This is a genomic window from Streptomyces sp. GB4-14 (assembly GCF_022696125.1).
Lineage (GTDB): Bacteria > Actinomycetota > Actinomycetes > Streptomycetales > Streptomycetaceae > Streptomyces > Streptomyces werraensis.
Genome location: NZ_RZHO01000002.1, coordinates 1,339,161 through 1,354,119, shown reverse-complemented (window position 1 = coordinate 1,354,119; position 14,959 = coordinate 1,339,161). Strand labels below are relative to the sequence as shown.

Below are 14,959 nucleotides of genomic sequence, written 5' to 3'. Positions count from 1 at the left end.
TACGTAACCGTCAGTGCACCCCGGTACGCTTCAGATATGAGTGCTGTTCCTCGGTCCGAGAAGCCGGCAGGCCGGTTCCGCCGCATGCTCGACCGGCTCTCGTCCTCCCAGGAGGACCTGGAGTCGGAGGAGCTGCGTGAGGACGCCGCGACCGCCGGTTGCACGCGGATAGGTGACTGCCAGGACCGCGAGATCGTCACGGTTACTGGTACCTTGCGCACGGTCACGCAGCGGCCACGCGCGGGAGTGCCGGCTCTGGAGGCCGAGCTGTTCGACGGCTCGGCCGCGCTGGACGTGGTGTGGCTCGGCAGGCGCTCGATCACGGGGATAGAGCCGGGGCGCAAGCTGATCGCATCGGGCCGGATCGGCATGAGCCGTGGTCGCCGGGTGCTGTTCAATCCGAAATACGAACTGAGACCCCTCGGACGGGAGTAGCCGGTGACGTCGCTCGACAAGCCGACAACCGAAGAGACCTCCGCGGACACGTCCGCGGACGACGCCCGGGCGGTGACGGAAGCGGCCCTGTTCGAGGCGTTCGGCGGTGTCCGGGGCATGGTCGAGACGGTGCTGCCGGGGCTGCTCTTCGTCAGCATCTACACGGTCAACAAGAACCTGCACATGTCCGCGCTCGCGGCGCTCGGCGTGGCGCTCGTCATGGTCGTGGTCCGGCTGGCCCGCAGGGACACCGTGAAGCACGCGTTCAGCGGCGTCTTCGGCGTCGGCTTCGGCGTGGTCTTCGCGATGATGACCGGCAACGCCAAGGACTTCTACCTGCCGGGCATGCTGTACACGCTGGGCCTGGCCGTGGCGTACATCGTCACGGCGATGGCGGGCGTCCCGCTGATCGGCCTGATGCTGGGCCCGGTGTTCAAGGAGAACCTCTCCTGGCGCACCAGGAACCCGGGCCGCAAGAAGGCGTACACCAAGGCCAGCTGGGCCTGGGGCCTGATCCTGCTCGCCAAGTGCGCGATCCTCTTCCCGCTGTACTGGTGGGCGGACACCACCCAGCTCGGCTGGGTGCTGGTGGCGCTGAAGATCCCGCCGTTCCTGCTCGCCGTCTACCTGACCTGGGTGTTCCTGGCGAAGGCCCCGCCGCCGATCGACGTCTTCGCCGAGATGGAGGCGGAGGAGCGCGCGGAGGAGGAGCGGAAGGCCGCCGCCGCGGAGGAGGGCGAAGGGGCGCCGGCAGGCCGGCACCGCCGGTCCTGAGTCCCTGCACGTGTGAGGGGCGCCCGGATGTCTCCGGGCGCCCCTCACGTCTCGCTGTTACGACTCCTTGCGGACCGAGAGCAGGTCCTCCAGCTGCTCCTCACGGGCCTGCGCGGCCACGAAGAGCAGCTCGTCGCCGGCCTCCAGGGAGTCCTCGCGGGTCGGCGTCAGCACCCGCGTGCCGCGGATGATCGTGACCAGCGAGGTGTCCTGCGGCCACTCCACGTCCCCGACCTGGGTGCCGGCCAGCGCGGACTCCTCCGGCAGGGTCAGCTCCACCAGGTTGGCGTCGCCGTGGCTGAAGCGCAGCAGCCGGACCAGGTCGCCGACGCTGACCGCCTCCTCCACCAGCGCCGACATCAGACGCGGCGTGGAGACGGCGACGTCCACGCCCCACGACTCGTTGAACAGCCACTCGTTCTTCGGGTTGTTCACCCGGGCGACGACGCGGGGCACGCCGTACTCGGTCTTCGCCAGCAGCGACACCACCAGGTTGACCTTGTCGTCGCCGGTCGCGGCGATGACGACGTTGCAGCGCTGGAGCGCCGCCTCGTCCAGGGACGTGATCTCGCAGGCGTCGGCGAGCAGCCACTCCGCCTGCGGGACGCGCTCCACCGAGATCGCGGTCGGGGCCTTGTCGATCAGCAGGACCTCGTGGCCGTTCTCCAGCAGCTCGCCCGCGATCGAGCGGCCGACCGCTCCGGCTCCGGCAATGGCGACCCTCATCAGCGACCGCCCTCCTCATCGGGCCCCTTGGCGAAGGCCGCCTCGACCCGGTCGATCTCGTCCGTGCGCATCATCACATGCACCAGGTCACCCTCCTGCAACACCGTCTGCGAGCTGGGCAGGATGGCCTCGCCGAGCCGGGTGAGGAACGCGACCCGCACGCCCGTCTCGTCCTGCAGCCGGGAGATGCGGTGCCCCACCCATGCCGGGGAGGTGTGCACCTCCGCGAGCTGCACCCCGCCGGTGGGGTCGCGCCACAGCGGCTCGGCGCCCGAGGGGAGCAGCCGGCGCAGCATCTGGTCGGCGGTCCACCGGACCGTGGCGACCGTCGGGATGCCGAGCCGCTGGTACACCTCCGCGCGCCGGGGGTCGTAGATGCGGGCGGCGACGTTCTCGATGCCGAACATCTCGCGGGCCACCCGGGCGGCGATGATGTTGGAGTTGTCGCCGCTGGACACGGCGGCGAAGGCGCCGGCGTCCTCGATGCCCGCCTCGCGCAGGGTGTCCTGGTCGAAGCCGACGCCGGTGACCCGGCGGCCGCCGAACGAGGAGCCCAGCCGGCGGAACGCGGTGGGGTCCTGGTCGACCACGGCGATCGTGTGCCCTTGTTCCTCCAGGGCCTGGGCCAGGGCGGAACCGACCCTGCCGCAGCCCATGATGACGATATGCATCGCGTTACACCGCGCTTCCTGCAGGCCGTGCGACCTTCATGACCTTCGTGCTCATGTCTCTCTTTCGGCTCGCCAGGCAACACGTCGCGGCCTGTTGGCGGCCGCCAGGCAACATCATGCCGGGGTCCGCGGACCCTGACGCCCCTCGGGGGCGTCCTGTCCGCCGTGACCGACGGTACGCGGGGGGCGCCGTCACCGGCGGCAGGGGGTGTGCGGGCGCGGCGGAGGGTGTTCCCGGGCCGCGTCCCGGACCCACGCGCGCAGTTCCCCGCTCCCATGCGGGTACTGCGGTGGACGCACCCGCAGGGGCGCGGGGAACTGCGCGAGCAACCCACGACGATGCGCATCGAACGCGTACCGTCCGACCGGCGCCCCGGGCAGGTCCGGGGAGCGCGGGCAGGCATCCAGGCCCTAGCGGCGCGTGATGCTGCGCACGCTGGCGATGGCCAGGACGCCGAGAACGACGAGCCCGGCCGCTGCGCCGATCAGTTCTGCGGTCGTGTGCATGGGACCCTCCACGAGACGTGGCGACAACGGCCGGGCATGTGGTCGTACAGGCATGGGCCTCCCCCGGCCTGCCCAGTCCGCACCCCGGCGCCCCGACTTTTCACCCTGAGGGCAGCGGCCGTATGGATGTCGTATGGATCGGGGGTGGCGGGTGCGCCACACGTCGCCGGACGGCTTACGATCCACACTTGTGTCCAAACTGACCGACGTGCCCAAACGCATCCTCATCGGGCGCGCACTTCGCAGCGACCGGCTGGGCGAGACGCTCCTGCCGAAGCGCGTCGCACTCCCCGTCTTCGCCTCCGACCCGCTGTCCTCCGTGGCGTACGCGCCCGGCGAGGTGCTGCTGGTCCTGTCCATCGCGGGCCTGTCGGCGTACCACTTCAGCCCCTGGATCGCCGTCGCGGTCGTCGTGCTGATGTTCACCGTGGTCGCGTCCTACCGGCAGAACGTGCACGCCTACCCCAGCGGCGGCGGCGACTACGAGGTGGCCACCACCAACCTCGGGCCGAAGGCCGGCCTGACGGTCGCGAGCGCCCTGCTCGTCGACTACGTCCTCACGGTCGCCGTGTCGATCTCCTCCGGCATCGAGAACCTCGGCTCCGCGGTCCCCTTCGTCGTCGAGAACAAGGTGGCCTGCGCGATCGGCGTGATCGTGCTGCTGACGCTGATGAATCTGCGGGGTGTCAAGGAGTCGGGCACACTCTTCGCGATCCCCACGTACGTCTTCGTCGCCGGCGTCTTCCTCATGATCGCGTGGGGCGCCTTCCGCGGGGTCGTCCTCGGCGACGACATGCGCGCGCCGACCGCCGACTTCGAGATCAAACCCGAACACCCCGGGCTGGCCGGCTTCGCGCTGGTCTTCCTGCTGCTGCGCGCCTTCTCCTCCGGCTGCGCCGCGCTCACCGGCGTCGAGGCGATCTCCAACGGCGTACCGGCCTTCCGCAAGCCCAAGTCGCGGAACGCGGCGACCACGCTCGCCATGATGGGTCTGCTCGCCGTCACCATGTTCTGCGGCATCATCGGGCTGGCCATGGCCACGGACGTCCGCATGGCCGAGAACCCCGCCAAGGACCTGATCCACGACGGAGCCCCCCTCGGCCCCGACTACGTCCAGGACCCGGTGATCTCCCAGGTCGCCGAGGCCGTGTTCGGTCACGGCAGCCTGCTGTTCATCGTTCTCGCCGCCGCCACCGCGCTGGTGCTGTTCCTCGCCGCGAACACCGCCTACAACGGCTTCCCGCTGCTCGGCTCGATCCTCGCCCAGGACCGCTACCTCCCCCGCCAGCTCCACACGCGCGGCGACCGCCTCGCCTTCTCCAACGGCATCGTGCTGCTCGCGGGCGCCGCCGGACTGCTGGTGTGGGTCTACGGCGCCGACTCCACCCGGCTGATCCAGCTCTACATCGTCGGCGTCTTCGTGTCCTTCACGCTCAGCCAGACCGGCATGGTGCGGCACTGGAACCGGCTGCTCGGCGCGGAGAAGGACCCGGCCGCGCGCCGCCGCATGGTCCGCTCCCGGGCCATCAACGCCTTCGGCGCCTTCTTCACCGGCCTGGTGCTGGTCGTCGTGCTGCTCACCAAGTTCACCCACGGCGCCTGGGTCGCGCTGCTCGGCATGTGCATCTTCTACGCGACCATGACGGCGATCCGCAGGCACTACGACCGGGTCGCCGAGGAGATCGCGGCGCCGGGTACCCCGACCGACGACAGCGTGCGGCCCTCCCGGGTCCACTCCGTCGTCCTGGTCTCCAAGGTGCACCGCCCCGCCCTGCGCGCCCTCGCCTACGCCAAGCTGCTGCGCTCCGACACCCTGGAGGCGCTCAGCGTCAACGTGGACGCCGAGGAGACCAGGGCGCTGCGCGACGAGTGGGAGCGGCGCGACATCGACGTCCCCCTGAAGGTGCTCGACTCCCCGTACCGGGAGGTCACCCGCCCGGTGATCGAGTACGTCAAGAGCCTGCGCGCGCAGTCGCCGCGCGACGTGGTCTCCGTGATCATCCCGGAGTACGTGGTCGGCCACTGGTACGAGCACTTCCTCCACAACCAGAGCGCGCTGCGGCTCAAGGGCCGGCTGCTGTTCACACCGGGCGTGATGGTCACCTCGGTGCCGTACCAGCTGGAGTCCTCCGAGGCGGCGAAACTGCGCGCCCGCAAGCGGCAGGACTGGACCGCGCCCGGCTCGGTGCGACGGGGACCCGCCGAGCGGGCGAAGGACAGCTCGCCGCGCACGTAGACTGGTGGGCTGTTGTCCCGGGCCGTCAGGCCCGCCCGCCCGTACCCGATGTTGTGGAGTCACCCCGCCATGCAGGCAGAACCGAGGAAATCACTGGTGGGGGAGGAGTACGAGGTCGAGATCGGCCCCGTCGCCCACGGCGGCCACTGCATCGCCCGTACGTCGGAGGGGCAGGTCCTCTTCGTGCGGCACGCGCTGCCCGGTGAACGGGTCGTCGCCCGCGTCACCGAGGGCGAGGAGGGCGCGCGGTTCCTGCGCGCCGACGCGGTGACGGTGCTGGAGGCGTCCAAGGACCGCATCGACGCCCCCTGCCCGTTCGCGGGCCCCGGCCGCTGCGGCGGCTGTGACTGGCAGCACGCCAAGCCGGGCGCGCAGCGGCGGCTCAAGGGCGAGGTCGTCGCCGAGCAGCTCCAGCGGCTGGCCGGGCTGACGCCCGAGGAGGCCGGCTGGGACGGCACGGTGATGCCCGCCGAGGGCGACAAGGTGCCCGCGGGCCAGGTCCCGTCCTGGCGCACGCGTGTGCAGTACGCGGTGACCGCGGACGGCCGCGCGGGACTGCGCCGGCACCGCTCGCACGAGGTCGAGCCGATCGACCACTGCCTGATCGCCGCGGAGGGCGTCAGCGAGCTGGGCATCGAGAAGCGGGACTGGACCGGCATGGACTCGGTCGAGGCGATCGCCGCGACCGGCTCCCAGGACCGGCAGGTCGTCCTGACGCCGAAGCCCGGCGCCCGTCTCCCGCTGGTCGAACTGGACCGCCCCGTCTCGGTGCTGCGCATCGACGAGCGCAACGGCCAGGTGCACCGCGTGCACGGCCGCCCCTTCGTCCGCGAGCGCGCCGACGGCCGCACCTACCGGGTCGGCAACGGCGGTTTCTGGCAGGTCCACCCGAAGGCCGCCGACACCCTCGTCACCGCGGTCATGCAGGGCCTGCTGCCGCGCAAGGGCGACATGGCGCTCGACCTGTACTGCGGCGTCGGCCTGTTCGCCGGCGCGCTGGCCGACCGGGTGGGCGAGCAGGGCGCCGTCCTCGGCATCGAGTCCGGCAAGCGCGCGGTGGAGGACGCCCGGCACAACCTGGCCGACTTCCCGCGCGTGCGGATCGAGCAGGGCAAGGTCGAGTCGGTCCTGCCGCGCACCGGCATCACCGAGGTCGACCTGGTCGTCCTCGACCCGCCCCGCGCGGGCGCCGGCCGCAGGACCGTCGAGCACCTCTCCTCCCTGGGCGCCCGCCGCATCGCCTACGTCGCCTGCGACCCGGCCGCCCTGGCCCGTGACCTCGCGTACTTCCGGGACGGCGGCTACAAGGTGCGGACGCTGCGGGTGTTCGACCTGTTCCCGATGACGCATCACGTGGAGTGCGTGGCGATTCTCGAAAAGGCCGCGAAGGACGTCTGACCGGCGGTTGCGCGGCTCAGGTGGGTCGTCATCGCAGGTCAGGCCTGTTTGAACAAGCAGTGGGTGTGCCCGGACCCGCTGTACGGAGGAAAACAGGTCGAGCGGACAGCCGACAGCCGGCTTACGCGAAGGGCGCAAGCCGGTGATCGGTCATGACGTCGCCCGGCCCATCGGTGACGACGGAGCGCATGCCGGAGGAGTCTCGTAGCCGCTCGCGGGCCGTCCGGTCGCGGACGCCCGGGACGTCCCCGCACGGACTTGGTGCGACTCGGTGCGCGGCACGCCCCGGGTGCTCCGGTCCGCTTCAGCCGCCGCCGAGCGTTACCCCTGAGGGAGCCGGGACCAGTCGGAACCCGCCGTCCTCGCGTAGCACGTGTCCGGCGGTCGGCGGCGGGAAGTGGCTCCCGAGCAGGAGAGTTGACGTACCGGCCAGTGAGCCGAGCACCTGGTTCCGGGTCCTGGCCGCGAGTTCGGGAGCGACATCTACACAACTGCACAGCTCCGGATGTGCCATCTGGACCGGGTGATGGATGCTGTCACCGGTGACCAACGCGGTCTCGCCACGGCTGCTCAGTTCCACCGCTACCTGCCCCGGTGTGTGGCCGGGGGTGGGCAGCAGACGGATGCCCGGCGCGACGTCCGTGCCCTCGTCGGCGACATCGATGAGGTCGAACAGACCTGCTTCCCGGACGGGATGGACCGAGTCCCGGAACATCTGCCGACGCGCCTCCTCCATGTCGACACCCGCCCAGTAGTCCCACTCGGTGCGTGAGGTGAGATAGCGCGCGTTCGGGAAGGTGGGCACCCAGGCGTCGCCCTCGGCACGCGTGTTCCACCCCACGTGGTCGGCGTGGAGGTGGGTCAGGATCACGAGGTCGACGCTCTCCGGCGTGAAGCCCGCCGCCCGTAGCCGTGCTTCGTAGTCGCTGTTCAGGTTGTGCCAGGCGGGGTTGGCGCGTCGCTTCCCGTTTCCGATGCCGGTGTCCACCAGCACCCGCATGCCGTCCACCTCGACGGCGAAGCTGTGACTCGCCAGGCGCAGGACGCCTTGCTCGTCGACGAATTCGGGGCTCAGCCAGGGGGTCCGGCTCACGAGGTCGGTGGTTGCCCCGGGCAGCAGCCACGGACCGGTCCGGGCGGGCAGGACCACTTCGTCGATGCGTCGTACGGTGTGGTCCCCCACCGTCCAGGAAGAGGCGGGGGGAGTGAGGGACTCGGTCGTTGGCGATGAGGTGAACACGACGCTTTTCCTTACCTGTTACGGGTCGCGAGGACGGAGATGTCTGGAGCGGGTGTGTCGGGTGAGGCGGATGTGCAGGTGCTCGTTGCCGGGCGGGAGGCGGGTGGCCGGCAGGCCGCGCACACCGCACAGTGGGTGTCCGGGGACGGTGCCCGGCGTCGACTGCGCAGCGACGCGGTCAGCGTCGCGACTGAGACGGCCGCCAGTACGGCCACGCAGCCGGCACAGGCCAGGACTGCCGCACGCAGCCCGAAACCGGCGGTGAGGGCGCCGGCGCCGATGGCGGGCAGACTCATGGCCAGGTAGCTGAGTACGTAATAGGAGGCGAGCGTGCCGCCCTTCACCCGGGCCGGGACCGAGTCGACGACCGCGCGCAGTGCACCCTGGGAGACGGCTCCGAAGCCGAACCCGGCCAGTGCCGCCCCGGCGAAGAGAAGTACGGGGCCGGCGAGATGGAGGGCACCCAGGGTGAGGACGGCCGCGGGAATCACCGCGCAGCTCCCGAGAAGAGCGGAGACGTCGGCACGCATCCTGCGCGTGAAGTACACCGTCGGGGCGGCGACGGCCGTCAGCGTGAAGAAGACCATGCCGCCGACGTATTCGGGTCCGCCGGGGGAGATGAGCCGTGTGAAGGCCGGTCCCAGGGATGAATAGAAGCCGCCGAGTGCCCAGACGGCGACGACGCCGGCGCCGTTGAGCAGGAAAGCGTGGGCTGCCGCCGACGGCAGCTCCACGTGAGGCCGCGTCGAGCGCAGTGCTCCGGGACGGCGGCGGACGGTCTCGGGTATCGAGGCAAGGGCGATGGCCTGCGCGGCGAACACGGCGATCAGGGCCGCGTGGACCGTGATCGTCGGAACGGGGGCGAAGCGCGCCATGAGGGTGGCTGCCAGGACGCCGGCCGCCATGCCCGTCATGGGCGCGATGCTGTTGGCGAGAGCGGGGCGGCCCGGCCGGGCGGGGTCTTCCAGGTCGAGGAGAGCCGCACCTGCCGCGCTGGTCGCCGCGCCAGTCGCGATGCCCTGCAGCACGCGGGCGCCGATCAGGGTGGTCAGGCCGCCGGCCGTCGCGAACAGTGCCATGGAGGCGACCTGGACCGCGAGCGCCCCCAGGAGCACGGGACGGCGTCCGACATGGTCGGAAAGCGTTCCCGTCGTCAGCAGTGCGATCAGGAGCGCCAGGGCGTAGGCGCTGAAGACCAGGGTGATGTCGAGGGACGACAACTGCCACTGAGCCTGGTAGTGGGGGTACAGCGGGGTCGGCGCGCTGGATGCGGCGAGCAGCGCGACCAGGATCGAGACGTGCAATGCGAACGGCAGGCGTCCGGATGGGGAGGTGCGGGGAGGCGCGAGGCCCGCAGGGACGCTCTGCATGAGGGTCCTTCCAGTGCTAAAAGCGATTGGTTTGCTTTAAGCCACCGTAAGTCCTTACGATCGACTAAAGCAAACGATTTGCTTTTACGGTGGCCGGAGGTCCTGTACCAGCCCCGGCCTGTCGCGCCGCACAGATCCGGAAGGAAGCCATGACCAGCGAACTCACACCCCAAGAGGCAGCCCGAGGGGCGCTGCGGGCGGGGCTCCCCCTCGAGGACGGCCGACACGAAGGAGTGGCCATGACGGCCAACCACATCCACTCCGTGATCAGCACGTTGCGCGAGCTCGACTTCGGCGAGACCCCTCCCGCGTCCTCCTACCGAGCCGGACAGGGGGACGCCGATGCGACCGTTTGAGCTGTCGCTGACCGAAGCCTCCCGTGCGGTGCGCGCACGGGAGCTGTCCCCCGTCGAACTCACCGAATCGGTGCTCGCCCGTATTGCCGCCGTCGAAGGACGGCTGGGCGCCTACGTCACCGTCACCGCCGACGCGGCCCTGGCCGCAGCGGTCCGCGCCGAACGGGAGATCTCCGGAAGCGGACCGCGCGGGCCGCTGCACGGGATCCCCATGGCGCTCAAGGATCTGATCGACGCAGAGGGGATGCCCACCACGGCGAGCTCGCACGTCCGGGCAGGGCACGTGGCGGAACGCGACAGCCGGGTGGCCGAACGGCTCGGCGCCGCCGGGGCCGTCCTCCTGGGCAAGACGCACACGCACGAGTTCGCCTACGGCCTGACCACCCCGCAGACGAACAACGCCTGGGACCACAGCCGGGTCGCGGGGGGTTCGAGCGGCGGCTCGGCGGTGGCTGTCGCCGCCGGAGGGGCGACGTTCGCCATGGGCACGGACACGGGCGGTTCCATCCGGGTCCCCGCGGCCCTGAACGGCGTGGTGGGCCTCAAGCCGACCTACGGCCTGGTCCCACGCACAGGCGTGACCTCGCTGTCCTGGTCCCTGGACCACGTGGGCCCTCTCGCCCGCACCGTCCAGGACGTCGCGCTGGTGCTGTCGGCGATCGCCGACCACGACCCGCGCGACCCGGCGAGCGTGTCCGGCCCGATGCTGGACCGCTTCCCGGGAGGCGACCTGCGAGGACTGAAGGTCGGCGTACCGCGGAACCACTACTTCGACCGGGTCGCGCCCGAGGTCGAGGAGTCCGTACGCGGCGCGATCGCGCGGCTGGCGGAGCTGGGGGCGGAGCTCGTCGACGTCGAGGTCCCGATGGCGCGTTACGTCCAGGCCGTCCAGTGGGGGCTGATGGTTCCCGAGGCCACTGCCTACCACGAGCGGTCGCTGCGGGCCACCCCCGACCTGTACGCGGCGGACGTTCGCATCCTGCTGGAGGCCGGCGAACTCACCTCTGCGGGCGACTACCTCCGCGCCCAGCGGGCCCGCACCATGATGCGAGACGCCTGGGCTCGCATGTTCGAGGGAATCGACGTCCTCGCCGCGCCGACGGTGCCGATGACCGCCGTCGAGGCGGGGCGGGAAGCCGTCGAGTGGGCCGATGGCACGACCGAGGCCGTGTCGGACAGCTACGTCCGCCTCTGTGCCCCAGCCAACATCACCGGCGTCCCGGCCCTCACCCTGCCGGTCGGTCACGACCGCGCCGGACTGCCGATCGGTATGCAGCTGATGGCGCGTCCCTTCCACGACGCGACGGTGCTCCGTGTGGGCCGGGTCTACGAGGAGTCGGTGGCCGGCGCGGGGCGGCTCGCTCCCCGCGCCGCCTGAGGGAAGGCGGACGTTCCAGCCGGCATGCGGTCGCGTCGCCGCAGAGGGCCGCCGTGCTCGGCCGCCCGGACACGCGGTCCCGCGGGCCGCCGACGCCGGCCACCGCCTAGAAGCAACAAAATCGCTTTAAGGTGGATCGCATGAGTCCCAAGCCCATGGTCCGCCCCGGCGGGCGCAGCGCACGCGTACAGGAGTCCGTCCATGCGGCGGTACGTGAACTCGTGGGGGAGGTGGGCCGCGACGCGCTCACCGTCCCGATGGTGGCCACTCGGGCGGGCGTGACCCCCTCCACGATCTACCGTCGGTGGGGCGACCTGCAGGAACTCCTGTCCGACGTGGCCGTCGAACGACTGCGCCCGGAAACGGATCCGGCCGATTGCGGAAGCCTGCGGGCCGATCTCGACGCGTGGGCGGAGCAGTTCATCGACGAGATGGCCTCGCCGCCCGGGCGCGCCTACATCCGGGACGCCCTGCTCGGCGACCCCGACGGAACCAATGCCGGTCAGTGTTCCGCGTATGCCGCAGAGCAGATCGACGTCATGTTGGCCCGTGCGGTGCAGCGGGGGGAGCCGGTGCCCGAGACGGAACTGCTGATCGACCGTGTCGTGGCGCCGATCATGTACCGCATCCTCTTCCGCCCCGGCCGGCTGGACGCCGCATACGCGCGCGAGCTCGTGACGAACGCCGTGTCCGCCCAGCAGACCGAGGCCGGCGCTCGCCCCGCCCAGGCTGCCGCCCCTCGGCGCTCGAAGAAGAAACCCGACAGCTGACCAACCCTGGAATCGACACAACGGAGGCCGGTCGGGGGTGACGCCGGTCACATCCGACGTCGCGTAACCCACGCCCCGGCCGCAGCCGGGCCGCCCCGTCGAGCCCGCCGCGGCAGCCGGCACGACCGGCATCCGGATCGGCTGTTCGCCGGTCCGCCGCTGGATTACGGTGAGAGGCACCCATGGTGGGTGAAGGGATCACGCGGGAAGGGGGGCAATCTGATGCAGGCCGTGTGCGGATCGCACGACGGGGAGGCCGCGGCGGACCGTCATGTCGCGGTGGAGTACTCCACCGACGACGAATGGGCCGCTCACCTCGTGCCCTTCGTTCGCGCGGGCTTCGACAAGGGCGAGCAGGTGCAGTACTTCGCGGACGCCACCGACCCCCGCCTCGTGATGCGCACGCTCGCCGACCGCGGCATCGACGCCGACACCGCGGTCCGGCGCGGACAGCTCGTGGTGACCACGGCCGACGAGACCTACCTGAGCGGGGCCCGCTTCGACCCGGACGCCATGATCGTTCTGTGGGGCCGCGCAGTCCAGGCCGCCCTCGGCCAGGGGTACCCCAACCTGCGCGTGATCGGTGAGATGTCCTGGGGCGCCCGGCACATGACCGGCGCGGAACGCCTGCTGGAATACGAGCTGCGCATCCACCACGAGGTCTTCGAGCAGCTGCCGCTGACGGCCTGGTGCTTCTACGACCGCCGCCTGCTGGCACCCGACGCCCTCGACGTGCTGACGGGCGCCCACCTGACGCGGGCGGGCGCCGCGCCCCGCTCCCACGCCCGGCCCGGACTCTCGGTCGTGCCCCTGGCCGGCGGGCCCGGCTTCCGTCTGTCCGGATCGGCCGGCTACGAGAGCCGCCGCGTGGCCGCCTCGGCGTCAGCCGCTGTCGCGGCCTCTCCGGCGCAGGACATCACCCTGGACCTGTCCTCCCTCGACCACCTCGACGTCGCCGCACTGGCCCACATCGCTGACGCGGCGCGGCGGCGTCCGTCCGGCGCACCGCTGCGGTTCGTCGGTGCGCCGCCCGCGCTCCGCCGCCTGCTGGAGCTCTTCCCCGAGCTCGCGCCCGGCCTGCAGGAGGTCGGACGGTGACGACGTACACACCGACGTCGGCGGGCCGGATCGATCCGTTCTTCGGCCACCCTGCCCTCTTCTACACCACGGAGAAGGACTACCTGCAGGGTGTGGGCGAGTTCGTCCGGGCGGAGGCGGCCGGCGGACGCCCAGTTCTGGTCGCTGTTCCCGGTCCACGACTGCAACTGCTCCGGGAGGCCGTCGGCGCCGAAGACGAAGACGTCACCTTCGTCGACATGCGGCAGGCCGGACGCAACCCCGGGCGCATCCTGTCGATGCTCCAGGAGTTCGCCGACCGGCACCGCGACCGGCACCCGTCCATCGTGGGCGAACCGATCTGGCCAGGGCGCACCGAAGCGGAGGCATGGGAAGCGACCCGCCACGAGGCACTGATCAACCTGGCGTTCAACGGACGGCCCGTCACGATCCTGTGCCCCTACGACACCGCCCTGCCGGAGCGGGTGCTGGCGGAGGCGTACCGCACGCACCCCGTGGTCGGAGACCTGAACGGCTACCGGCACAGCCCGCGCTACGAGGACCCGCTGACCGTGTGCCGCGACTGCGACACGCCCTTGGAGGAGCCGACGGATCCCCTCGTCCTGCACTTCACGGAGCAGGACCTCGCCGATGTCCGTGACACCGCAGGGCAGTGGGCCCGGACGGCCGGACTGTCCCCAGGCCGGCACACCGACTGGCTGCTGGCCGTCAACGAGGCCACCGGCAACTCGGTGCGGCACGGGGGAGGACAGGGCATCCTGCGGCTGTGGCGCACAGCCGACACCCTGATCGCCGAAGTGAGGGACCGCGGGAGGCTCTCTGACGCGCTCGTCGGCCGACGCCGTCCCGATCCGCTGTCCCCGGCCGGCGGCCGTGGCGTCTGGATGATGCACCAGCTGTGCGACCTGGTCGAGATGCGCACCCCGCCGTCGGGCCTGATCGTGCGTATGCATGTGGCGCTGGACTGATCGGTACGCCGGCCGGGACGCATCCGTCCCGGCCGACACCGCCGCCCTGGCCCTAGTGCGCCCCCATGCCGGAGAGGCCCGGCGGGCAGCGGATGCCCGGGACGAGGCGGCACCATGACTCGCGATCCCGCCGGCCGTCGTGGACCTCGCACGTGATCTCGACAGCTTGCGTCTGTCGGCTCGGGAGACCGAGGTGATGCGCAAACAGCACGCTCCAGCGGCGGCGCCCGGGGGAAGGATCAGCTCGGGCCCGGTTCACCGGTCCCGCCCCCGGTGGAGGCGTCGGTGATCGAGTCGTGCTCGCCGGTGCTGGTGGACGGGCTGTCGGTCATGGCGGTGACCGCTTCGGCGGCGGTGGCGTGGACCGGCAGGACCGCGTCGACACCGGTGAGGACGAGCATCCGCATCAGGCGGTCGGGGACGTCGGCGAGTCTGAGCGCACCGCCCGCCGCCTGGGCGGCGTGCCAGAGGCCGATGAGCGCGCTCAGGCCGGCGGAGTCGCAGAAGCGGACCTGTGACAGGTCCAGAACCAGGTGCGGACACCCGGGCCGGATGATCTCCGAGGCCTCGCGGCGCAGGGTGTCCGCGGTGCGCGTGTCCATGTCTCCGGCGACCATGGCGATCGCGAGGCCGGGACGGGGGTGCCGGACGGTCAGCTGCAGCGTGTCGATCACGTCGGTCGTCACTCCTGGCCGAAGTGTTCTGGCGCGGCGGCGGTGCGGGCGGTGGCAGCGACACTGCCGTCGGGTGTGGTGTGGGGGTGGGGGACGGACAGGGCCGGCAGAGCCACGACGTCGCCGGCCCCAACCAATGCCGCCGTCAGCCGGGCCCACCGGCACGGGGGATCGCGGCCCCGGCAGCCGCGCGGCGGTCGGCGGCGCGACGTCAGGCGTGCCTGGACCGCTCGGGAGGCCCGGGCGGTCCCCAGGGCCCCGGGGTCACGGTGTCGGGAAGGCCTGAGCCGCGCTCCTCGATGTGAGCCTCCCGACACGGCCCGGCGCGAGGGTGTCGCCCGCCGTTTCGGGGGCACGCTGCGTTCGTCGTGAACCGGTG

General features: G+C 71.5%; 14 protein-coding genes. 9 read left to right on the top strand and 5 right to left on the bottom strand.

All coding sequences use genetic code 11. From position 1 onward, the window contains the following. Window positions 1–36: 36 nt before the first annotated feature. Window positions 37–435, top strand: coding sequence for an OB-fold nucleic acid binding domain-containing protein (locus ELQ39_RS07250; protein ID WP_190001074.1), 399 nt, complete (start codon window positions 37–39; stop codon window positions 433–435). Between the two features lie 3 nt (window positions 436–438). Beyond that, a complete protein-coding gene (locus ELQ39_RS07245; RefSeq protein WP_190001075.1) occupies window positions 439–1,209 on the top strand; it encodes a DUF3159 domain-containing protein in 771 nt (256 codons plus the stop codon). A gap of 57 nt (window positions 1,210–1,266) precedes the next feature. Here the strand turns inward: ELQ39_RS07245 and ELQ39_RS07240 are convergent, their stop codons facing one another. Next, window positions 1,267–1,935: a potassium channel family protein gene (locus tag ELQ39_RS07240; protein WP_037930094.1), complete on the bottom strand. Its 669-nt coding sequence runs from the start codon at window positions 1,933–1,935 to the stop codon at window positions 1,267–1,269. Next, window positions 1,935–2,606 (bottom strand): potassium channel family protein, encoded by a 672-nt coding sequence (locus tag ELQ39_RS07235; RefSeq protein ID WP_190001076.1) that lies wholly within the window; start codon window positions 2,604–2,606, stop codon window positions 1,935–1,937. The genes ELQ39_RS07240 and ELQ39_RS07235 overlap by 1 nt, the downstream gene beginning before the upstream one ends. 697 nt (window positions 2,607–3,303) lie before the next feature. Here ELQ39_RS07235 and ELQ39_RS07230 point away from each other — a divergent pair. Next, window positions 3,304–5,349: an APC family permease gene (locus ELQ39_RS07230; protein WP_242591425.1), complete on the top strand. Its 2,046-nt coding sequence runs from the start codon at window positions 3,304–3,306 to the stop codon at window positions 5,347–5,349. 69 nt (window positions 5,350–5,418) lie between these two features. Next, window positions 5,419–6,747 carry a class I SAM-dependent RNA methyltransferase gene (locus ELQ39_RS07225; protein ID WP_225640353.1) on the top strand — a complete coding sequence of 443 codons (1,329 nt, stop codon included), beginning with the start codon at window positions 5,419–5,421 and terminating at the stop codon, window positions 6,745–6,747. 304 nt (window positions 6,748–7,051) lie between these two features. Here the strand turns inward: ELQ39_RS07225 and ELQ39_RS07220 are convergent, their stop codons facing one another. Next, window positions 7,052–7,987, bottom strand: coding sequence for an MBL fold metallo-hydrolase (locus tag ELQ39_RS07220; RefSeq protein ID WP_242591424.1), 936 nt, complete (start codon window positions 7,985–7,987; stop codon window positions 7,052–7,054). An 11-nt stretch (window positions 7,988–7,998) separates the two neighbouring features. After that, the gene (locus tag ELQ39_RS07215) at window positions 7,999–9,357 is read right to left on the bottom strand and encodes an MFS transporter (protein WP_242591423.1); all 1,359 of its coding nucleotides are present in this window, start codon (window positions 9,355–9,357) and stop codon (window positions 7,999–8,001) included. A gap of 149 nt (window positions 9,358–9,506) precedes the next feature. Here ELQ39_RS07215 and ELQ39_RS07210 point away from each other — a divergent pair, with 149 nt between their 5' ends. The 5 genes from ELQ39_RS07210 (at window position 9,507) to ELQ39_RS07190 (ending at window position 13,906) form a co-directional block, all read left to right on the top strand. Then, on the top strand, window positions 9,507–9,713 hold the full coding sequence (locus ELQ39_RS07210) for a hypothetical protein (RefSeq protein ID WP_190001098.1): 207 nt from the start codon (window positions 9,507–9,509) through the stop codon (window positions 9,711–9,713). Next, window positions 9,700–11,091, top strand: coding sequence for an amidase (locus ELQ39_RS07205; RefSeq protein WP_242591422.1), 1,392 nt, complete (start codon window positions 9,700–9,702; stop codon window positions 11,089–11,091). Before ELQ39_RS07210 ends, ELQ39_RS07205 begins: the two co-directional genes overlap by 14 nt. 140 nt (window positions 11,092–11,231) lie before the next feature. Then, on the top strand, window positions 11,232–11,861 hold the full coding sequence (locus tag ELQ39_RS07200) for a TetR/AcrR family transcriptional regulator (RefSeq protein ID WP_242591421.1): 630 nt from the start codon (window positions 11,232–11,234) through the stop codon (window positions 11,859–11,861). Window positions 11,862–12,092: 231 nt separating this feature from the next. Next, entirely contained in the window at window positions 12,093–12,959 is an 867-nt protein-coding gene (locus ELQ39_RS07195) for an MEDS domain-containing protein (RefSeq protein WP_242591420.1), read from the top strand. After that, entirely contained in the window at window positions 12,956–13,906 is a 951-nt protein-coding gene (locus tag ELQ39_RS07190) for an anti-sigma factor RsbA family regulatory protein (protein ID WP_242591419.1), read from the top strand. Before ELQ39_RS07195 ends, ELQ39_RS07190 begins: the two co-directional genes overlap by 4 nt. A 239-nt stretch (window positions 13,907–14,145) precedes the next feature. Here ELQ39_RS07190 and ELQ39_RS07185 read toward each other — a convergent pair whose 3' ends face one another. After that, window positions 14,146–14,592 carry an STAS domain-containing protein gene (locus tag ELQ39_RS07185; protein WP_242591418.1) on the bottom strand — a complete coding sequence of 149 codons (447 nt, stop codon included), beginning with the start codon at window positions 14,590–14,592 and terminating at the stop codon, window positions 14,146–14,148. Window positions 14,593–14,959 lie beyond the last annotated feature (367 nt).